The sequence below is a fragment of the Enterobacter asburiae genome, assembly GCF_024599655.1.
Taxonomy (GTDB): domain Bacteria; phylum Pseudomonadota; class Gammaproteobacteria; order Enterobacterales; family Enterobacteriaceae; genus Enterobacter; species Enterobacter asburiae_D.
In genome coordinates this window covers 4,620,194-4,640,689 of the sequence record NZ_CP102247.1, presented here as the reverse complement: position 1 = coordinate 4,640,689, position 20,496 = coordinate 4,620,194, and the positions used below count along the sequence as shown (strand labels likewise).

The 20,496-nt window shown below is 55.3% G+C and carries 14 protein-coding genes, 3 rRNA genes and 1 riboswitch; of the genes, 13 read left to right on the top strand and 4 right to left on the bottom strand.

Features of this window, described 5'->3' with window-relative positions:
- Positions 1–46: 46 nt before the first annotated feature.
- A riboswitch (TPP riboswitch) is annotated at positions 47–158 on the bottom strand.
- A 54-nt stretch (positions 159–212) separates the two neighbouring features.
- On the bottom strand, positions 213–710 hold the full coding sequence (gene rsd, locus NQ230_RS22040; protein ID WP_159515302.1) for a sigma D regulator: 498 nt from the start codon (positions 708–710) through the stop codon (positions 213–215).
- A 95-nt stretch (positions 711–805) separates the two neighbouring features.
- Here rsd and nudC point away from each other — a divergent pair, with 95 nt between their 5' ends.
- The 6 genes from nudC (at position 806) to NQ230_RS22010 (ending at position 5,158) form a co-directional block, all read left to right on the top strand.
- Positions 806–1,579, top strand: coding sequence for an NAD(+) diphosphatase (gene nudC, locus NQ230_RS22035; protein ID WP_257259177.1), 774 nt, complete (start codon positions 806–808; stop codon positions 1,577–1,579).
- Positions 1,580–1,617: 38 nt separating this feature from the next.
- Positions 1,618–2,682 (top strand): uroporphyrinogen decarboxylase, encoded by a 1,065-nt coding sequence (gene hemE / locus NQ230_RS22030; protein WP_029742041.1) that lies wholly within the window; start codon positions 1,618–1,620, stop codon positions 2,680–2,682.
- Between the two features lie 9 nt (positions 2,683–2,691).
- Positions 2,692–3,357, top strand: coding sequence for a deoxyribonuclease V (gene nfi / locus NQ230_RS22025; protein ID WP_257259176.1), 666 nt, complete (start codon positions 2,692–2,694; stop codon positions 3,355–3,357).
- Between the two features lie 47 nt (positions 3,358–3,404).
- A complete protein-coding gene (locus tag NQ230_RS22020; RefSeq protein ID WP_029742042.1) occupies positions 3,405–3,995 on the top strand; it encodes a YjaG family protein in 591 nt (196 codons plus the stop codon).
- Positions 3,996–4,181: 186 nt separating this feature from the next.
- The gene (gene hupA, locus NQ230_RS22015; protein ID WP_002445246.1) at positions 4,182–4,454 is read left to right on the top strand and encodes a nucleoid-associated protein HU-alpha; all 273 of its coding nucleotides are present in this window, start codon (positions 4,182–4,184) and stop codon (positions 4,452–4,454) included.
- An 11-nt stretch (positions 4,455–4,465) separates the two neighbouring features.
- Positions 4,466–5,158 (top strand): DUF1481 domain-containing protein, encoded by a 693-nt coding sequence (locus NQ230_RS22010; RefSeq protein ID WP_257261358.1) that lies wholly within the window; start codon positions 4,466–4,468, stop codon positions 5,156–5,158.
- A 49-nt stretch (positions 5,159–5,207) separates the two neighbouring features.
- Here the strand turns inward: NQ230_RS22010 and purD are convergent, their stop codons facing one another.
- Together purD and purH are read right to left on the bottom strand one after the other, a co-directional pair.
- Positions 5,208–6,500 (bottom strand): phosphoribosylamine--glycine ligase, encoded by a 1,293-nt coding sequence (gene purD / locus NQ230_RS22005; RefSeq protein ID WP_080330445.1) that lies wholly within the window; start codon positions 6,498–6,500, stop codon positions 5,208–5,210.
- 15 nt (positions 6,501–6,515) lie between these two features.
- Positions 6,516–8,105 carry a bifunctional phosphoribosylaminoimidazolecarboxamide formyltransferase/IMP cyclohydrolase gene (gene purH, locus NQ230_RS22000; protein WP_121425949.1) on the bottom strand — a complete coding sequence of 530 codons (1,590 nt, stop codon included), beginning with the start codon at positions 8,103–8,105 and terminating at the stop codon, positions 6,516–6,518.
- Positions 8,106–8,666: 561 nt separating this feature from the next.
- Here purH and NQ230_RS21995 point away from each other — a divergent pair.
- From NQ230_RS21995 to aceK, 7 genes are all read left to right on the top strand, one after another.
- Positions 8,667–10,208, top strand: a 16S ribosomal RNA gene (locus NQ230_RS21995).
- Between the two features lie 208 nt (positions 10,209–10,416).
- Positions 10,417–13,322: ribosomal RNA gene (locus NQ230_RS21990) — 23S ribosomal RNA — on the top strand.
- A 74-nt stretch (positions 13,323–13,396) separates the two neighbouring features.
- A 5S ribosomal RNA gene (rrf, locus tag NQ230_RS21985) occupies positions 13,397–13,512 on the top strand.
- Together the 16S, 23S and 5S rRNA genes form the textbook arrangement of a ribosomal RNA operon.
- Before the next feature lie 173 nt (positions 13,513–13,685).
- Positions 13,686–14,615, top strand: a complete 930-nt coding sequence (gene metA / locus NQ230_RS21980; RefSeq protein ID WP_024906663.1) for a homoserine O-acetyltransferase MetA — start codon at positions 13,686–13,688, stop codon at positions 14,613–14,615.
- 270 nt (positions 14,616–14,885) lie between these two features.
- Entirely contained in the window at positions 14,886–16,487 is a 1,602-nt protein-coding gene (gene aceB, locus NQ230_RS21975; RefSeq protein ID WP_121426201.1) for a malate synthase A, read from the top strand.
- Between the two features lie 31 nt (positions 16,488–16,518).
- Positions 16,519–17,823: an isocitrate lyase gene (gene aceA, locus NQ230_RS21970; protein WP_029742132.1), complete on the top strand. Its 1,305-nt coding sequence runs from the start codon at positions 16,519–16,521 to the stop codon at positions 17,821–17,823.
- A 51-nt stretch (positions 17,824–17,874) separates the two neighbouring features.
- Positions 17,875–19,611, top strand: a complete 1,737-nt coding sequence (gene aceK, locus NQ230_RS21965; protein WP_257259167.1) for a bifunctional isocitrate dehydrogenase kinase/phosphatase — start codon at positions 17,875–17,877, stop codon at positions 19,609–19,611.
- Positions 19,612–19,648: 37 nt separating this feature from the next.
- Here the strand turns inward: aceK and iclR are convergent, their stop codons facing one another.
- Positions 19,649–20,476 (bottom strand): glyoxylate bypass operon transcriptional repressor IclR, encoded by an 828-nt coding sequence (iclR, locus tag NQ230_RS21960; RefSeq protein ID WP_159515305.1) that lies wholly within the window; start codon positions 20,474–20,476, stop codon positions 19,649–19,651.
- Positions 20,477–20,496 lie beyond the last annotated feature (20 nt).

Here is a 20,496-nt window from a genome sequence, read left to right as displayed (position 1 = left end):
CAGACGACGGATGAAGCAAGAGAGGATCGCCCTCAGGCGATACAACAGCAGTGTGACTCTTGTTCCCTTCGCAGGTATTAGCCTGATCAGGTTCCGCGGATCCCGAATTAACGGTCTCAGCCCGCGCTTTCAGGCGCTGGGCACTCCGACAAGAAAAATCCCCCTCGTGAGAGGGGCGAATGGTTGTAAATTACTCGTTAACGATGAAGAACTCAAGCAGGGCGCGCGACGTTCTCTTCGCTACTGATGTTCACATCATTGTCCAGAACGAGGGCGATCAGCTTATCTTCCAGCGTGAATCGCTCCTCCAGCGCTTCACCGAGGTCGGATAGCGCCCGCTGGAACTCAAGATAGTTATCGTGATCGATGGCGTTCTCGAGCGCGGAATCATAGTAATCCATGATCTGCTGGGTGTTGGCTTCCAGCAGCGGATAGAGCTTGCTGGCCGCTAAATAGGGTGTTGTCCCTTCCATTTCACGGATAATGCGTTCATAAATATTGAAATGGCCGTCGGACAGATAGTCGACCAGGCCCTGACAAAAATCATCCAGCGCTTTTTCATTCAGTCGCATAAACGATTCTTTGCCAGGCTTAATACCGACCAGATTGTAATAAGCCACGAGTAGATGCTTGCGTACATGTAGCCAGCGATCCACCAGTTTGTTACTTCCTCTAACGCGCTCAGTCAGGCTTTCCAGCTGGTTTAACATGGTCGACTCCGCAAAATGTAGGATTGAATCTGCTTATCCAGAATGTAACCACAATGCTAACAACATGTCAGTGAAGCGAAGGTAGTGCAATAGATATGGATCGTATTATTGAAAAATCAGATCTTGGTTGGTGGATCGTCAGTCACGAACAAAAGTTATGGCTGCCTGCCGGAGAGTTGCCCTACGGTGCAGCGGAAATGTTCGATCTTGTAGGCCAGCACGCGCTGAAGATCGGCGAGTGGCAAGGCGATCCTGTGTGGTTGATCCAACAGGCTCGACGCCAGGATATGGGATCCGTTCGCCAGGTGCTCGATCTGGATGTCGGGCTGTTCCAGCTGGCGGGGCGCGGCGTGCAGTTGGCAGAGTTTTACCGCTCGCATAAATACTGCGGCTACTGCGGTCATACCATGCGTCCGAGCAAAACCGAGTGGGCGTTGCTCTGTAACCACTGCCGCGAGCGCTACTATCCTCAGATTGCGCCGTGCATTATCGTCGCTATCCGCCGGGAGGATTCCATCCTGCTGGCGCAGCATACCCGCCATCGTAACGGCATCCACACCGTGCTGGCCGGCTTCGTCGAAGTGGGCGAAACGCTGGAGCAGGCGGTGGCGCGCGAGGTGATGGAGGAGAGCGGGATCAAAGTGAAGAACCTGCGCTACGTCACCTCCCAGCCGTGGCCGTTCCCGCAGTCGCTGATGACGGCATTTATGGCCGAATACGACAGCGGCGAGATCGTTATCGACCAGAAAGAGCTGCTGGACGCGAACTGGTATCGCTACGACGATTTACCGCTGTTGCCTCCGCCGGGCACCGTGGCGCGTCGGCTGATAGAAGATACCGTGGCGATGTGTCGGGCCGAGTATGAGTAGTGTTACACTGAGGCCATGACGCTTAAGGAACTGCAAAAATGACCGAACTGAAGAACGATCGTTATCTGCGTGCGCTGCTGCGCCAGCCCGTTGATGTCACCCCGGTGTGGATGATGCGCCAGGCGGGACGCTATCTGCCAGAGTACAAAGCCACGCGCGCGCAGGCGGGCGATTTTATGTCGCTGTGCAAAAACGCCGAGCTGGCCTGTGAAGTCACGCTCCAGCCGCTGCGCCGTTTCCCGCTGGATGCTGCGATCCTCTTCTCGGATATTCTGACCATTCCGGATGCAATGGGCCTTGGCCTGTACTTCGAAACCGGTGAAGGTCCGCGTTTCACCTCCCCAATCAAAAGCAAAGCCGACGTGGATAAGCTGCCGATCCCCGATCCGGAAGGCGAGCTGGGCTACGTGATGAACGCCGTACGCACCATTCGCCGCGAGCTGAAAGGTGAAGTGCCGCTGATTGGCTTCTCCGGCAGCCCGTGGACGCTGGCGACCTATATGGTGGAAGGGGGCAGTAGCAAAGCTTTCACCATGATTAAAAAGATGATGTACGCCGAGCCGCTGGCCCTGCATGCGCTGCTCGACAAGCTGGCGAAGAGCGTCACCCTCTATCTGAACGCGCAGATTAAGGCTGGTGCACAGTCGGTGATGATTTTCGATACCTGGGGCGGCGTGCTGACCGGGCGCGATTATCAGCAGTTCTCCCTGTACTACATGCACAAAATCGTTGACGGCCTGCTGCGTGAAAACGAAGGTCGTCGCGTGCCGGTGACGCTGTTCACCAAAGGTGGCGGTCAGTGGCTGGAAGCGATGGCGGCAACCGGCTGCGACGCGCTGGGCCTCGACTGGACCACCGATATTGCCGATGCTCGCCGCCGCGTGGGCGACAAAGTGGCGCTGCAGGGCAATATGGATCCGTCCATGCTCTATGCGCCACCTGCCCGCATTGAAGAAGAAGTGTCGACTATACTGTCTGGTTTCGGCCAGGGGGAAGGCCACGTCTTTAACCTCGGCCACGGCATCCATCAGGATGTGCCGCCAGAACACGCAGGCGTATTTGTGGAGGCGGTGCATCGGCTTTCTGCCCAGTATCACAAGTAAGGAGTGGTTATGGATCTCGCGTCGCTACGCGCTCAGCAAATCGAACTGGCATCATCAGTGATCCGCGAGGATCGTCTGGATAAAGATCCTCCGCAGTACATTGGCGGAGCAGACGTCGGGTTCGAGCAGGGCGGAGAAGTGACGCGAGCGGCGATGGTGGTACTGAAATACCCGTCGCTTGAGCTGGTGGAGTACAAGGTTGCGCGTATCGCGACCACCATGCCGTACATTCCAGGCTTTCTCTCCTTCCGCGAATATCCCGCGCTGCTGGCAGCGTGGGAGCAACTCTCGCAAAAACCTGACCTGCTGTTTGTCGATGGACACGGTATTTCACACCCGCGCCGTTTAGGCGTTGCCAGCCACTTTGGGCTGCTGGTGGATGTGCCGACCATTGGCGTCGCCAAGAAACGCCTGTGCGGCGCGTTTGAACCTCTTTCCGCCGAGCCGGGCGCGCTGGCGCCGCTTGTCCATAAAGGCGAGCAGCTAGCGTGGGTCTGGCGCAGCAAGGCGCGCTGTAACCCGCTGTTTATCGCCACCGGGCACCGGGTGAGCATGGACAGCGCCCTGGCGTGGGTGCAGCGCTGTATGAAGGGCTACCGCTTGCCGGAGCCGACGCGCTGGGCAGACGCCGTGGCATCTTCGCGTCCGGCTTTTGTTCGTTGGCAGGAAATTTAGTGATGATTCAGGTAAACTGCGCCTAATTTTCGATTCGAGAGATCATCATGCTACAAAACCCGATTCACCTGCGCCTTGAGAAAGTTGAAAGCTGGCAGCACGTGACGTTTATGGCTTGCCTGTGCGAGCGCATGTATCCCAACTATGCCGCGTTCTGTAAGGAGACGGGCTTTGGTGATGGCCATATCTACCGCCGCATTCTGGATCTGATCTGGGAAACGCTGACGGTAAAAGACGCGAAGGTGAACTTCGACTCCCAGCTGGAAAAGCTGGAAGAGGCGATTCCGGCTGCGGATGATTTTGACCTGTACGGCGTCTACCCGGCCATTGATGCCTGCGTGGCGTTAAGCGAACTGCTTCACTCCCGTCTGAGCGGTGAAACGCTGGAGCACGCTATTGAAGTCAGTAAGGCATCTATTACGACCGTCGCGATGCTGGAAATGACCCAGGAAGGTCGCGAGATGACCGACGAAGAGCTGCGTGCAAACCCGGCGGTTGAGCAAGAATGGGACATTCAGTGGGAAATTTTCCGCCTGCTGGCAGAGTGTGAAGAACGCGATATCGAGCTGATAAAAGGGCTACGCGCGGACTTACGAGAGGCTGCTGAGAGCAATATTGGTATAATTTTTAACCAATGAGATAAGAAAACTTGAGATAACGCCCGTTTTGTCGCTCCTCGACTCTTCCCTTTCGCCCCTTGTCTGGTCTACATTTGGGGGGCGAAAAAAAGTGGCTATCGGTGCGTGTATGCAGGAGAGTGCTTTTTTGGCATTTTCGTCGCACTCGATGCTTAGCAAGCGATAAACACATTGAAAGGATAACTTATGAACAAGACTCAACTGATTGATGTAATTGCGGACAAGGCTGATCTGTCTAAAGTGCAGGCTAAAGCTGCTCTGGAATCTACCCTGGCTGCTATTACTGAGTCTCTGAAAGAAGGCGATGCTGTACAACTGGTTGGTTTCGGTACCTTCAAAGTGAACCACCGCGCTGAGCGTACTGGCCGCAACCCGCAGACCGGTAAAGAAATCAAAATCGCCGCAGCTAACGTGCCGGCATTTGTTTCTGGTAAAGCACTGAAAGACGCTGTTAAGTAAGACGCGTGGCAGTGAACAGTTTTAGCGAAGGGGCGGCAACGCCCCTTTTGTCTTTCTGGCGTGGAACGCTCGCGCTGGCAGGCATGCTGCTGCTGTCCGCCTGCAGCCACGACACCTCACTGCCGCCGTTTACCGCCAGCGGTTACGCGGACAACCAGGGTGCGGTCAGGATCTGGCGCAAAGATTCCGGCGGCGAAGTGCATCTGCTTTCTGCCTTCAGCCCGTGGCATAACGGCAATACGTCGACGGCGGAATATCGCTGGCAGGGAGATGACCTGTCGCTGATTGAACTGAACGTCTACAGCAAGACCCCCGAACACGTGAAAGTGCGTTTTGACGACCATGGCGAGCTGAGCTTTATGCAGCGTGAAGTCAGCGGTCAAAAACAGCAGCTTTCCAGCGATCAAATCGCCCTCTACCGTTATCGTGCCGAACAAATCCGCCAGACCAGCGATGCGCTTCGTCTGGGCCGCGTTGTGCTGCGCCAGGGGCGCTGGCATGCCGATGGAACGGTAACCACCTGCGAAGGGCAGACGGTCAAGCCCGAGCTCGAATCCTGGGCAACAGAACACATTCAACGCCGTCAGCGTCATTCATCAGTGGAGGTGAGTGTGGCGTGGCTGGAAGCGCCGGAAGGCTCTCAGCTGCTGCTGGTGGCGAACGAAGACTTCTGCACCTGGCAGCCGACGGAAAAGAGTTTTTGATTTAAGTTCCCTCTCCCTTGAGGGAGAGGGTTAGAGTGAGGGTGTGAAATTACTCGCCCTGCTCGCGTGCAATCGCGCGATAACCGATATCCTGACGGCTAAAGCTGCCGTTCCAGTGAATATCCGCCATCAGCGCATAGGCGCGCTTCTGCGCCTCTGCCACGGTATGACCCAGCGCGGTCGCACACAGCACGCGTCCGCCGTTGGTGAGGACGCGATCGTCTTCAGCCAGCTTCGTACCGGCATGGAACACCTTCGCACCGTCAATCTCTTCCAGCGGCAGTCCGTGGATCTCATCCCCGGTGTTGTAGTTGCCCGGGTAACCACCCGCAGCAATCACCACGCCCAGAGACGCGCGCTCGTCCCACTCTGAGGTTTTCTCGTCGAGCTTGCCTTCGCAGGCTGCAAGACACAGATCCACCAGATCGGATTTCATACGCAGCATGATGGGCTGCGTTTCCGGATCGCCAAAGCGGCAGTTGAATTCGATAACCTTAGGGTTACCCTGCTTGTCGATCATCAGACCCGCATAGAGGAAACCGGTGTAGGTGTTGCCTTCCGCCGCCATCCCTTTCACGGTTGGCCAAATGACGCGATCCATGGTGCGCTGGTGTACTTCATCAGTCACTACCGGAGCAGGGGAGTAAGCGCCCATTCCGCCAGTATTCGGGCCGGTATCGCCATTACCCACGCGCTTGTGGTCCTGGCTGGTGGCCATCGGGAGAACGTGCTCGCCGTCGACCATCACGATAAAGCTGGCCTCTTCACCGTCGAGGAACTCTTCGATCACGATGCGGTGGCCCGCATCGCCAAAGGCGTTGCCCGCCAGCATATCCTGAACCGCGGCTTCTGCTTCTTCGAGGGTCATCGCCACGATCACGCCTTTACCGGCGGCCAGACCGTCGGCCTTGATAACAATCGGCGCGCCTTTTTCACGTAAATAGGCCAGGGCTGGCTCTACTTCGGTGAAGTTCTGATATTCCGCCGTCGGGATGTTATGACGCGCGAGGAAATCTTTGGTGAAGGCTTTAGAGCCTTCCAGCTGCGCGGCACCTTGCGTTGGCCCGAAGATTGTCAGGCCCGCCGCGCGGAAGGCATCGACGACGCCAATCACCAGCGGCGCTTCCGGGCCGACGATGGTCAGGTCGATTTTCTCGCTCTGGGCAAAGCTCAGCAGCGCCGGAATGTCGGTTACGCCAATGGCGACGTTCTGTAGCGTCGGCTCCAGGGCGGTACCGGCGTTGCCCGGTGCCACGAAGACCGTTTTCACCAGCGGAGACTGCGCCGCTTTCCACGCCAGAGCGTGCTCGCGTCCGCCGTTACCAATTACTAATACTTTCATTTTCAGCTCCGGGAATTAATGGCGGAAGTGGCGCATGTCGGTGAAGATCATCGCAATGCCGTGTTCGTCGGCGGCGGCAATCACTTCATCGTCGCGGATTGAACCGCCAGGCTGGATCACGCAGGTGATCCCTACCGCGGCTGCCGCGTCGATACCGTCACGGAACGGGAAGAAGGCGTCAGAAGCCATGGCGGAGCCTTTGACTTCCAGACCTTCATCGCCTGCTTTAATACCCGCGATTTTCGCGGAGTAGACGCGGCTCATCTGGCCTGCACCTATTCCGATGGTCATGTTCTCTTTCGCGTAGACGATGGCGTTGGATTTGACGAACTTGGCGACCTTCCAGCAGAACAGCGCATCACGCAGTTCCTGTTCGCTCGGCTGACGCTTGGTCACCACGCGCAGGTCGGCTTCTGTCACCATACCCAGATCGCGGTCCTGAACCAGCAGGCCGCCGTTCACGCGCTTGAAGTCCAGGCTCGGCACGCGTTCTGCCCACTGGCCGCAAACCAGTACGCGCACGTTCTGTTTCGCGGCGGTGATTTTCAGCGCCTCTTCGGATGCGGATGGCGCGATGATCACTTCAACGAACTGGCGGGAGATGATGGCCTGAGCCGTTTCAGCATCCAGCTCGCGGTTGAAGGCGATAATGCCGCCGAAAGCAGAGGTCGGGTCGGTTTTGTAGGCGCGATCGTAGGCATCCAGAATAGAGGTGCTCACTGCAACGCCGCATGGGTTCGCATGCTTAACGATAACGCAGGCCGGCTCGCTGAACTCTTTCACACATTCCAGCGCGGCGTCGGTGTCGGCAATGTTGTTATAGGAGAGTGCTTTGCCCTGAACCTGCTGGGCTGTCGCGACAGAGGCTTCTTTTACCTCTTCTTCTATATAGAAGGCAGCCTGCTGGTGGCTGTTCTCGCCGTAGCGCATATCCTGCTTTTTAATGAAGTTCAGGTTCAGGGTGCGCGGGAAGCGGCCGGAAGGATCTTTGCTTTCACCGTGGTAGGCTGGCACCAGGCTACCGAAGTAGTTGGCGATCATGCTGTCGTACGCGGCGGTGTGTTCGAAGGCTTTGATGGCGAGGTCGAAACGCGTTGCAAGCGTCAGGGACCCTTCGTTGGCATCCATCTCATTAATAATGGTTTCGTAATCGCTGCTCTTTACGACGATGGCCACATCTTTATGGTTCTTGGCCGCGGAGCGCACCATGGTCGGGCCGCCGATATCAATATTCTCTACGGCATCTTCCAGTGAACAGCCTTCGCGGGCAACGGTCTGGGCAAACGGGTAGAGGTTAACAACCACCATGTCGATTGGCGCGATGTCATGCTTTTCCATAATGGCGTCGTCCTGACCGCGACGGCCAAGAATACCGCCGTGTACTTTCGGGTGCAGAGTTTTGACGCGTCCATCCATCATTTCCGGGAAACCGGTGTAATCGGACACTTCGGTTACCGGCAGACCTTTATCTGCTAACAGGCGAGCGGTGCCGCCTGTAGAAAGCAGCTCCACACCGCGTGCGGAAAGTGCCTGAGCGAATTCGACGATACCGGCTTTATCAGAAACACTGAGCAGAGCGCGGCGGACTGGACGACGTTGTTGCATGGTAAATCCCCTGGATTTCACGATTACAGAGAGCGTTAGATGAATTTTCCTGCGAAAAACTCATCTAACACACCTGACGGGGCATCCTTATTAAGCGCGAGCATTTTAACGAAAACGTTTGCGCAACGCTCGCACATTTTCACTTTTTCGTATCATTGTGGATAAGTCTGTGTGTAAAAAGGTATAAGGCGGGGTTTTGCTGTGGAATGCAGCAGTCAGTCATTTTTCTGTCATTTAGCGGTTGCGGCCTGCTGAGAACTCCCTATAATGCGCCTCCATCGACACGGCGGATGTGAATCACTTCACAAACAACCCGGTCGGTTGAAGAGAAAAAATCCTGAAATAACGGGTTGACTCTGAAAGAGGAAAGCGTAATATACGCCACCTCGCAACGGTGAGCGAAAGCCGCGTTGCACTGCTCTTTAACAATTTATCAGACAATCTGTGTGGGCACTCAAAGTGACATGGATTCTTAATGTCTTCGGACAATAAAATGAATACCAAGTCTCTGAGTGAACATACGTAATTCATTACGAAGTTTAATTCACGAGCATCAAACTTAAATTGAAGAGTTTGATCATGGCTCAGATTGAACGCTGGCGGCAGGCCTAACACATGCAAGTCGAGCGGTAGCACAGGAGAGCTTGCTCTCCGGGTGACGAGCGGCGGACGGGTGAGTAATGTCTGGGAAACTGCCTGATGGAGGGGGATAACTACTGGAAACGGTAGCTAATACCGCATAACGTCGCAAGACCAAAGAGGGGGACCTTCGGGCCTCTTGCCATCAGATGTGCCCAGATGGGATTAGCTAGTAGGTGGGGTAACGGCTCACCTAGGCGACGATCCCTAGCTGGTCTGAGAGGATGACCAGCCACACTGGAACTGAGACACGGTCCAGACTCCTACGGGAGGCAGCAGTGGGGAATATTGCACAATGGGCGCAAGCCTGATGCAGCCATGCCGCGTGTATGAAGAAGGCCTTCGGGTTGTAAAGTACTTTCAGCGGGGAGGAAGGCGATAAGGTTAATAACCTTGTCGATTGACGTTACCCGCAGAAGAAGCACCGGCTAACTCCGTGCCAGCAGCCGCGGTAATACGGAGGGTGCAAGCGTTAATCGGAATTACTGGGCGTAAAGCGCACGCAGGCGGTCTGTCAAGTCGGATGTGAAATCCCCGGGCTCAACCTGGGAACTGCATTCGAAACTGGCAGGCTAGAGTCTTGTAGAGGGGGGTAGAATTCCAGGTGTAGCGGTGAAATGCGTAGAGATCTGGAGGAATACCGGTGGCGAAGGCGGCCCCCTGGACAAAGACTGACGCTCAGGTGCGAAAGCGTGGGGAGCAAACAGGATTAGATACCCTGGTAGTCCACGCCGTAAACGATGTCGACTTGGAGGTTGTTCCCTTGAGGAGTGGCTTCCGGAGCTAACGCGTTAAGTCGACCGCCTGGGGAGTACGGCCGCAAGGTTAAAACTCAAATGAATTGACGGGGGCCCGCACAAGCGGTGGAGCATGTGGTTTAATTCGATGCAACGCGAAGAACCTTACCTACTCTTGACATCCAGAGAACTTAGCAGAGATGCTTTGGTGCCTTCGGGAACTCTGAGACAGGTGCTGCATGGCTGTCGTCAGCTCGTGTTGTGAAATGTTGGGTTAAGTCCCGCAACGAGCGCAACCCTTATCCTTTGTTGCCAGCGGTCCGGCCGGGAACTCAAAGGAGACTGCCAGTGATAAACTGGAGGAAGGTGGGGATGACGTCAAGTCATCATGGCCCTTACGAGTAGGGCTACACACGTGCTACAATGGCGCATACAAAGAGAAGCGACCTCGCGAGAGCAAGCGGACCTCATAAAGTGCGTCGTAGTCCGGATTGGAGTCTGCAACTCGACTCCATGAAGTCGGAATCGCTAGTAATCGTAGATCAGAATGCTACGGTGAATACGTTCCCGGGCCTTGTACACACCGCCCGTCACACCATGGGAGTGGGTTGCAAAAGAAGTAGGTAGCTTAACCTTCGGGAGGGCGCTTACCACTTTGTGATTCATGACTGGGGTGAAGTCGTAACAAGGTAACCGTAGGGGAACCTGCGGTTGGATCACCTCCTTACCTTAAAGAACCTGCCTTTGCAGTGCTCACACAGATTGTCTGATGAATGATGAACTTCTGAATGTACTTTTGAGTGCATTAAGAAGTTTTGCTCTTTAAAAATCTGGATCAAGCTGAAAATTGAAACGACACACATGTTATGTGTGTTCGAGTCTCTCAAATTTTCGCAAATCGATGATGAATCGAAAGAAACATCTTCGGGTTGTGAGGTTAAGCGACTAAGCGTACACGGTGGATGCCCTGGCAGTCAGAGGCGATGAAGGACGTGCTAATCTGCGAAAAGCGCCGGCGAGGTGATATGAACCTTTGACCCGGCGATGTCCGAATGGGGAAACCCAGTGTGTTCCGACACACTATCGTTAACTGAATACATAGGTTAACGAGGCGAACCGGGGGAACTGAAACATCTAAGTACCCCGAGGAAAAGAAATCAACCGAGATTCCCCCAGTAGCGGCGAGCGAACGGGGAGCAGCCCAGAGTCTGAATCAGCTTGTGTGTTAGTGGAAGCGTCTGGAAAGTCGCACGGTACAGGGTGATAGTCCCGTACACGAAAGCACACAGGTTGTGAACTCGAAGAGTAGGGCGGGACACGTGGTATCCTGTCTGAATATGGGGGGACCATCCTCCAAGGCTAAATACTCCTGACTGACCGATAGTGAACCAGTACCGTGAGGGAAAGGCGAAAAGAACCCCGGCGAGGGGAGTGAAAAAGAACCTGAAACCGTGTACGTACAAGCAGTGGGAGCACCTTCGTGGTGTGACTGCGTACCTTTTGTATAATGGGTCAGCGACTTATATTCTGTAGCAAGGTTAACCGTATAGGGGAGCCGAAGGGAAACCGAGTCTTAACTGGGCGTTAAGTTGCAGGGTATAGACCCGAAACCCGGTGATCTAGCCATGGGCAGGTTGAAGGTTGGGTAACACTAACTGGAGGACCGAACCGACTAATGTTGAAAAATTAGCGGATGACTTGTGGCTGGGGGTGAAAGGCCAATCAAACCGGGAGATAGCTGGTTCTCCCCGAAAGCTATTTAGGTAGCGCCTCGTGAATTCATCTTCGGGGGTAGAGCACTGTTTCGGCTAGGGGGCCATCCCGGCTTACCAACCCGATGCAAACTACGAATACCGAAGAATGTTATCACGGGAGACACACGGCGGGTGCTAACGTCCGTCGTGAAGAGGGAAACAACCCAGACCGCCAGCTAAGGTCCCAAAGTCATGGTTAAGTGGGAAACGATGTGGGAAGGCACAGACAGCCAGGATGTTGGCTTAGAAGCAGCCATCATTTAAAGAAAGCGTAATAGCTCACTGGTCGAGTCGGCCTGCGCGGAAGATGTAACGGGGCTAAACCATGCACCGAAGCTGCGGCAGCGACGCTTATGCGTTGTTGGGTAGGGGAGCGTTCTGTAAGCCGTTGAAGGTGTGCTGTGAGGCATGCTGGAGGTATCAGAAGTGCGAATGCTGACATAAGTAACGATAATGCGGGTGAAAAGCCCGCACGCCGGAAGACCAAGGGTTCCTGTCCAACGTTAATCGGGGCAGGGTGAGTCGACCCCTAAGGCGAGGCCGAAAGGCGTAGTCGATGGGAAACAGGTTAATATTCCTGTACTTGGTGTTACTGCGAAGGGGGGACGGAGAAGGCTATGTTAGCCGGGCGACGGTTGTCCCGGTTTAAGCATGTAGGCGGGAGTTTTAGGTAAATCCGGAACTCTTCTAACGCTGAGGTGTGATGACGAGGCACTACGGTGCTGAAGTAACAAATGCCCTGCTTCCAGGAAAAGCCTCTAAGCATCAGGTAACATCAAATCGTACCCCAAACCGACACAGGTGGTCAGGTAGAGAATACCAAGGCGCTTGAGAGAACTCGGGTGAAGGAACTAGGCAAAATGGTGCCGTAACTTCGGGAGAAGGCACGCTGATATGTAGGTGAAGCCCCTGCGGGTGGAGCTGAAATCAGTCGAAGATACCAGCTGGCTGCAACTGTTTATTAAAAACACAGCACTGTGCAAACACGAAAGTGGACGTATACGGTGTGACGCCTGCCCGGTGCCGGAAGGTTAATTGATGGGGTTAGCGGCAACGCGAAGCTCTTGATCGAAGCCCCGGTAAACGGCGGCCGTAACTATAACGGTCCTAAGGTAGCGAAATTCCTTGTCGGGTAAGTTCCGACCTGCACGAATGGCGTAATGATGGCCAGGCTGTCTCCACCCGAGACTCAGTGAAATTGAACTCGCTGTGAAGATGCAGTGTACCCGCGGCAAGACGGAAAGACCCCGTGAACCTTTACTATAGCTTGACACTGAACACTGGTCCTTGATGTGTAGGATAGGTGGGAGGCTTTGAAGCGTGGACGCCAGTCTGCGTGGAGCCAACCTTGAAATACCACCCTTTAATGGCTGGTGTTCTAACGTAGACCCGTAATCCGGGTTGCGGACAGTGTCTGGTGGGTAGTTTGACTGGGGCGGTCTCCTCCCAAAGAGTAACGGAGGAGCACGAAGGTTAGCTAATCCTGGTCGGACATCAGGAGGTTAGTGCAATGGCATAAGCTAGCTTGACTGCGAGAGTGACGGCTCGAGCAGGTGCGAAAGCAGGTCATAGTGATCCGGTGGTTCTGAATGGAAGGGCCATCGCTCAACGGATAAAAGGTACTCCGGGGATAACAGGCTGATACCGCCCAAGAGTTCATATCGACGGCGGTGTTTGGCACCTCGATGTCGGCTCATCACATCCTGGGGCTGAAGTAGGTCCCAAGGGTATGGCTGTTCGCCATTTAAAGTGGTACGCGAGCTGGGTTTAGAACGTCGTGAGACAGTTCGGTCCCTATCTGCCGTGGGCGCTGGAGAATTGAGGGGGGCTGCTCCTAGTACGAGAGGACCGGAGTGGACGCATCACTGGTGTTCGGGTTGTCATGCCAATGGCATTGCCCGGTAGCTAAATGCGGAAAAGATAAGTGCTGAAAGCATCTAAGCACGAAACTTGCCCCGAGATGAGTTCTCCCTGACCCTTTAAGGGTCCTGAAGGAACGTTGAAGACTACGACGTTGATAGGTCGGGTGTGTAAGCGCAGCGATGCGTTGAGCTAACCGATACTAATGAACCGTGAGGCTTAACCTTACAACGCCGAAGCTGTTTCGGCGAAGAGAGACAGACAATCAATTTCAGCTTTGATACAGATTTAACAGAATTTGCCTGGCGGCTTTAGCGCGGTGGTCCCACCTGACTCCATGCCGAACTCAGAAGTGAAACGCCGTAGCGCCGATGGTAGTGTGGGGTCTCCCCATGTGAGAGTAGGGAACTGCCAGGCATCAATTAGAAGAACCCCGTACCGTAAGGTGCGGGGTTTTTTGCTTTTGTTTTTCCCCCTCCTTGAAACTTTCTCACCTTCCTCTTGCAGACTCGACATTCAAACCATTTCTGGGTATCGTTAGCTATCTGGATGTCTAAACGTTTATACGTATGCTGTGAGGATATTAAGTTATGCCGATTCGGGTGCAGGACGAGCTACCAGCCGTCAATTTCTTGCGTGAAGAAAACGTCTTCGTGATGACGGCTTCGCGTGCGACAGGTCAGGAAATTCGCCCGCTGAAGGTGCTTATTCTCAATCTGATGCCAAAAAAGATCGAAACAGAAAACCAGTTCCTGCGTCTTCTGTCTAACTCCCCGCTGCAGGTTGATATTCAGCTGCTGCGAATCGATGCCCGTGAGTCACGCAACACGCCTTCTGAGCATCTGAACAACTTCTACTGTAACTTCGATGACATTCAGGGTGAAAACTTCGACGGACTGATTGTGACCGGCGCGCCGCTTGGCCTGGTTGAATTTAACGATGTCGCCTACTGGCCGCAGATCAAACAGGTTCTGGAGTGGGCAAAAGATCACGTCACGTCCACATTGTTTGTCTGTTGGGCGGTACAAGCCGCACTGAATATTCTTTATGGCATCCCCAAGCAAACCCGCACTGAAAAGCTCTCCGGCGTATACGAACACCACATTCTTCATCCACACGCGCTGCTGACGCGTGGTTTCGATGACTCTTTCCTGGCGCCGCATTCTCGCTACGCCGATTTCCCGGCCCAGCTGATTCGTGATTACACCGATCTGGAGATCCTGGCCGAAACGGAAGATGGAGATGCTTATCTGTTTGCCAGCAAGGATAAACGCATTGCATTTGTGACTGGGCATCCTGAATACGATCCGCATACCCTCGCGTCAGAGTATTTCCGTGATGTCGAAGCGGGTCTTAATCCGGATGTACCGTACAACTATTTCCCGAAAGACGACCCGCAAAACAAACCGAGAGCAACCTGGCGCAGTCACGGGAATTTGCTTTTTACCAACTGGCTCAACTATTACGTCTATCAGATAACGCCATACGATCTGCGTCACATGAATCCGACGCTGGAGTAATCTTCTGCACTAAACGATCCTAAAGCGTTTCAGCTATTCAAATCAGGCACCTTCGGGTGCTTTTTTTATTTCCGAAATGTCACTCACTGTTCGATTAAACTTTAATCTTAATAAAATCAATCAATTAATTACAATTAATAATTAAAATGGAAATTGTTTTTGATTTTAGGAAAAATATAGATAGTCTTAATTCTGCTGAGCGAAAACTACCCAACGATCTTTCGTTCGCATCGGGGGCGTGATTTTGGATCTTTGATGAGGAGCAGAGTAATGACTCAACAGGCAACGACGGTCGATGAACTGGCCTTTACCAAGCCGTACGGAGAGCAAGAACAGCAAGTGTTGACGGCGGAAGCGGTAGAGTTTCTGACTGAACTGGTGACCCGCTTTACGCCGCAGCGCAATAAGCTGCTGGCGGCGCGCATTCATCAGCAGCAGGAAATTGACGATGGCAAGTTGCCTGGCTTCATTTCGGAAACCGCTTCCATTCGTCGCGGTGAGTGGAAAATCCGCGGCATCCCTGAAGATTTACAGGATCGTCGCGTTGAGATCACCGGTCCGGTAGAGCGCAAAATGGTGATCAACGCCATGAATGCCAACGTTAAAGTCTTTATGGCGGATTTTGAAGACTCACTGGCACCAGACTGGAACAAAGTTATCGACGGGCAGATCAACCTGCGCGACGCCGTGAATGGCACCATCAGCTACACCAACGAAGCCGGCAAAATTTACCAGCTCAAACCGAACCCGGCGGTGCTGATCTGTCGCGTACGCGGCCTGCACCTGCCTGAAAAACATGTTACCTGGCGTGGGGAAGCCATTCCGGGCAGCCTGTTTGATTTCGCACTCTATTTTTTCCACAACTACAAAAACCTGCTGGCAAAAGGCAGCGGACCTTATTTCTATCTGCCGAAAACGCAGGCCTGGCAGGAAGCGGCCTGGTGGAGCGAGGTGTTCAGTTACGCTGAAGATCGTTTCAACCTGCCGCGCGGCACCATCAAGGCCACGCTACTGATTGAAACGCTGCCAGCCGTGTTCCAGATGAATGAAATTCTGCACGCCCTGCGCGACCACATTGTCGGCCTGAACTGCGGACGCTGGGACTATATTTTCAGCTACATCAAAACCCTGAAAAACTATCCCGATCGCGTGCTGCCGGATCGCCAGGTCGTGACCATGGATAAACCGTTCCTGAGCGCCTACTCGCGTCTGCTGATCAAAACCTGCCACAAGCGCGGTGCCTTTGCGATGGGCGGCATGGCGGCATTTATCCCGAGCAAAGACGCAGAACGCAACAATCAGGTGCTCAACAAGGTGAAGGCCGACAAAGAGCTTGAAGCCCGTAACGGTCACGACGGCACGTGGATTGCCCATCCCGGCCTGGCCGACACGGCGATGGAGGTTTTCAATCGCGTACTCGGTGACAATAAAAACCAGCTGTTTGTCACGCGCGATGACGATGCCCCAACCGCTGAAGAACAGCTGCTGGCTCCGTGTGCGGGCGAGCGGACGGAAGAGGGCATGCGTGCCAATATTCGCGTCGCCGTGCAATACATCGAAGCGTGGATCTCCGGCAACGGCTGTGTCCCGATCTACGGCCTGATGGAAGATGCCGCGACGGCGGAGATCTCACGTACCTCCATCTGGCAGTGGATCCACCATCAAAAAACGCTCAGCAACGGCAAGCCGGTAACCAAATCTCTGTTCCGCCAGATGCTGGCCGAAGAGATGCGGGTGATCCAGGACGAGCTGGGCGAACACCGCTTCAGCAGCGGGCGTTTTGACGACGCTGCGCGCCTGATGGAGCAAATCACCACATCAGATGACTTAATCGACTTCCTGACCCTGCCGGGCTACCGCTTCCTGGCGTAACTCACCGCATAACAATATGGAGCATCTGCACATGAAAACCCGTACCCAACAAATCGAAGAGTTAAAGAAAGAGTGGACACAACCTCGCTGGGAAGGCATCCGCCGTCCTTACAGCGCGGAGGAAGTGGTGAAATTACGCGGCTCGGTCAATCCGGAATGCACGCTGGCGCAAAATGGCGCGGCGAAAATGTGGAAGCTGCTGCACGGTGGCTCTAAAAAGGGTTACATCAACAGCCTCGGAGCGCTGACCGGCGGTCAGGCGCTGCAGCAGGCGAAGGCCGGTATTGAGGCGATTTACCTCTCCGGCTGGCAGGTCGCGGCGGACGCCAACCTGGCCTCCAGCATGTACCCGGATCAGTCGCTCTATCCGGCTAACTCCGTGCCGTCGGTGGTGGATCGGATCAACAACACCTTCCGCCGTGCGGATCAGATCCAGTGGGCCGCAGGTATCGAACCTGGCGATCCGCGCTTTACGGACTACTTCCTGCCGATCGTCGCGGATGCGGAAGCAGGCTTCGGCGGCGTGCTGAACGCCTTCGAGCTGATGAAATCGATGATTGAGGCCGGTGCAGCGGCCGTACACTTCGAAGACCAGCTGGCGTCAGTGAAGAAATGCGGACATATGGGCGGTAAGGTGCTCGTTCCGACTCAGGAAGCGATTCAGAAGCTGGTTGCCGCGCGTCTGGCTGCTGACGTGCTCGGCGTGCCGACGCTGGTGATTGCCCGTACCGATGCGGACGCGGCGGACCTGATTACCTCTGACTGCGACCCGTACGACAGCGAGTTCATCACCGGCGAGCGTACCAGCGAAGGCTTCTACCGCACCCATGCCGGCATTGAACAGGCGATCAGCCGCGGGCTGGCGTACGCGCCTTATGCGGACCTGGTCTGGTGTGAAACCTCCACGCCGGATCTGGCGCTGGCAAAACGCTTTGCCGACGCCATCCACGCGAAATACCCGGGCAAGCTGCTGGCCTACAACTGCTCGCCGTCCTTCAACTGGCAGAAAAAGCTGGATGACAAAACCATCGCCAGCTTCCAGCAGCAGCTGTCCGACATGGGCTACAAATACCAGTTCATTACCCTGGCAGGCATCCACAGTATGTGGTTCAACATGTTCGACCTGGCGCACGCCTACGCGCAGGGTGAGGGCATGAAGCACTACGTTGAGAAGGTGCAGCAGCCGGAGTTTGCCGCGGGCAAAGACGGCTATACCTTCGTGTCTCACCAGCAGGAGGTGGGAACAGGCTACTTCGATAACGTGACGACCATCATTCAGGGTGGCACATCCTCCGTCACCGCCTTAACGGGTTCAACCGAAGAAGCACAGTTCTAATCTTTTCCCCCTCTCCCCCCTCGGGGAGAGGGTTGGGGTGAGGGGGAATATATGTCGCGTGGCCTGGAATTACTGATTGCTCAAACTATTTTGCAGGGCTTCGATGCCCAGTATGGTCGTTTTCTTGAAGTGACATCCGGCGCGCAGCAGCGCTTTGAACATGCAGACTGGCATGCGGTTCAGCAGGCCATGAAGCAGCGTATCCATCTCTACGACCACCACGTGGGTCTGGTGGTGGAGCAGCTGCGCTGTATCACCGACGGTAAAAGCCCGGATGCAGAATTTTTACTGCGCGTGAAGGAGCACTACACCCATTTGTTACCCGACTACCCGCGCTTCGAGATTGCGGAGAGCTTTTTCAACTCCGTCTATTGCCGGTTATTTGACCACCGCTCACTATCTCCTGAGCGGTTATTTATCTTCAGCTCCCAGCCCGAGCGCCGCTTTCGAACCATTCCACGTCCGCTGGCGAAAGATTTCTTTCCCGACCGCGGCTGGGAAAAGCTCCTGCACCGCGTGCTAACGGATCTGCCGCTGCGCCTGCCCTGGGAGAATAAAGCCCGGGATATCGGCTATATTCACACCCATCTCAACGAAACCTTCGGCGCGGAGGTGCTTAGCCACAGCCATTTGCAGGTTGCCAACGAGCTTTTCTACCGTAATAAAGCCGCCTGGCTGGTGGGCAAACTGGTTACGCCGACCGCCATTGTGCCGTTTCTGCTGCCCATTCACCGTACCGACGACGGGGAACTGTTTGTCGATACCTGCCTGACCACTGGCGCCGAGGCCAGCATCGTGTTTGGCTTCGCCCGCTCCTATTTCATGGTGTACGCCCCGCTGCCTGCCGCCCTGGTGGAGTGGCTGCGCGAGATCCTGCCGGGCAAAACCACCGCCGAGCTGTATATGGCGATTGGCTGCCAGAAGCACGCCAAGACGGAAAGCTACCGGGAGTACCTGCGCTATGTCACCACGGCGGATGAGCAGTTCATCGAAGCGCCCGGCATTCGCGGCATGGTAATGCTGGTGTTTACGCTTCCGGGCTTTGACCGCGTATTTAAGGTGATTAAAGACAGGTTTGCGCCACAGAAAGAGATGACCGCAGCCCATGTTCGCGCCTGCTACCAGCTGGTTAAAGAGCACGATCGCGTCGGACGCATGGCGGATACCCAGGAATTCGAAAACTTTGTGCTGGATAAGCAGCAGATCGATCCGGCGCTCATGACGCTTTTACTGCAGGAAGCCTCCGGCAAAATCACCGATCATGGCGACAAAATCGTGATAAGCCATCTCTACATTGAACGCCGCATGGTGCCGCTCAATATCTGGCTGGAACAGTCCGACGGTCAGGCGCTGCGTGATGCCATTGAAGAGTACGGGAACGCAATTCGCCAGCTTGCCGCCGCCAATATCTTCCCGGGGGATATGCTGTTTAAAAACTTCGGCGTCACCCGCCACGGGCGGGTGGTGTTCTACGACTACGACGAAATTTGCTACATGACCGAGGTGAACTTCCGCGATATCCCGCCGCCCCGCTACCCGGAAGATGAGCTTTCCGGCGAGCCGTGGTACAGCGTCTCGCCGGGCGATGTGTTTCCGGAGGAGTTTCGCCATTGGCTGTGCGCCGACCCGCGCATCGGGCCGCTATTCGAAGAGATGCATGAGGACCTGTTCCGTGCCAGCTACTGGCGCGGACTGCAAACGCGGATCAAAAACGGGCATGTCGAAGATGTGTACGCCTACCGCCGCAAGCAGAGGTTTAGCATCAGGTTTTCAGAGGACATCATGTAGGCCGGGTAAGGCGAAGCCGCCACCCGGCAAAGCGATCTCAACGAATCCCACCGTACGCCAGCGTCACCTCTTTCGCCGCCTTAATCACCAGCGCACCCAGTTCTGTCACGCGGTCATCGGTCATGCGCGAAATCGGACCGGATATGGAGATCGCGGCAAACGGCTCGCGGTGCTCGTCAAAAATGCAGGCCGCGAGGCAGCGCAGGCCCAGGGCATGTTCTTCATCATCAAACGAATAGCCGCGCTTGCGGGTCAGGGCCAGATCTTCTTTTAGATGCACGGGCGACACCAGCGTGGCGTGGGTATAGGCGTGCAGCCCTTTACGGTGCAGCAGCCCCGTCACCTGCTCCTCGCTCAGCTGTGAGAGAAACGCTTTCCCCGCCCCGGAGGCGTGCATCGGCAGCTTGCCGCCAATTGGTGCAGACATGCGCATCAGCTGCGTGCACTGCACCTGGTCGATGATAATCGCCTGGTGGTCGCTCTGGTCCAGCACCGCCAGGTTTACGGTCTCGCCGGAATCTTCCATTAGCTTGCGCAGAATCGGGTGCACAATCGCCAGCAGGTTGCGGCTCTGCAGGAAGCTGCTGCCGACGATAAACGCGTGCGCGCCCACCGCCCAGTGCCCCAGCTCGCCGACCTGGCGGACAAAGCCCAGCTGCTGCATGGTGGTCAGCAGGCGGTGGGTGGTGGAGTTTGGCAGGCCAGCCTGCTGGGCCAGCTCCGTCAGGGCCACGCTGCCGTGCGACTCGGCTATCCACTCCAGCAGCTTCAGACCGCGCGTGAGCGATTGAACCTGTCCGCCCTGTTGGGCGGTGGTAGTGGCAGCAGGCTTTCTGCCGCGTTTGGCGGGAACGGTCGCGACCATGACGATCTCCTTTTTCTGTA

What these genes read in the sequence shown, in the direction of transcription:
- purH (WP_121425949.1), bottom strand. Translation starts at nt 8,105, where the DNA reads ATGCAACAACGTCGTCCAGTCCGCCGCGCTCTGCTCAGTGTTTCTGAT.
- purD (WP_080330445.1), bottom strand. Translation starts at nt 6,500, where the DNA reads ATGAAAGTATTAGTAATTGGTAACGGCGGACGCGAGCACGCTCTGGCG.
- rsd (WP_159515302.1), bottom strand. Translation starts at nt 710, where the DNA reads ATGTTAAACCAGCTGGAAAGCCTGACTGAGCGCGTTAGAGGAAGTAAC.
- metA (WP_024906663.1), top strand. Translation starts at nt 13,686, where the DNA reads ATGCCGATTCGGGTGCAGGACGAGCTACCAGCCGTCAATTTCTTGCGT.
- hemE (WP_029742041.1), top strand. Translation starts at nt 1,618, where the DNA reads ATGACCGAACTGAAGAACGATCGTTATCTGCGTGCGCTGCTGCGCCAG.
- aceB (WP_121426201.1), top strand. Translation starts at nt 14,886, where the DNA reads ATGACTCAACAGGCAACGACGGTCGATGAACTGGCCTTTACCAAGCCG.
- iclR (WP_159515305.1), bottom strand. Translation starts at nt 20,476, where the DNA reads ATGGTCGCGACCGTTCCCGCCAAACGCGGCAGAAAGCCTGCTGCCACT.
- hupA (WP_002445246.1), top strand. Translation starts at nt 4,182, where the DNA reads ATGAACAAGACTCAACTGATTGATGTAATTGCGGACAAGGCTGATCTG.
- NQ230_RS22020 (WP_029742042.1), top strand. Translation starts at nt 3,405, where the DNA reads ATGCTACAAAACCCGATTCACCTGCGCCTTGAGAAAGTTGAAAGCTGG.
- aceA (WP_029742132.1), top strand. Translation starts at nt 16,519, where the DNA reads ATGAAAACCCGTACCCAACAAATCGAAGAGTTAAAGAAAGAGTGGACA.
- aceK (WP_257259167.1), top strand. Translation starts at nt 17,875, where the DNA reads ATGTCGCGTGGCCTGGAATTACTGATTGCTCAAACTATTTTGCAGGGC.
- nfi (WP_257259176.1), top strand. Translation starts at nt 2,692, where the DNA reads ATGGATCTCGCGTCGCTACGCGCTCAGCAAATCGAACTGGCATCATCA.
- nudC (WP_257259177.1), top strand. Translation starts at nt 806, where the DNA reads ATGGATCGTATTATTGAAAAATCAGATCTTGGTTGGTGGATCGTCAGT.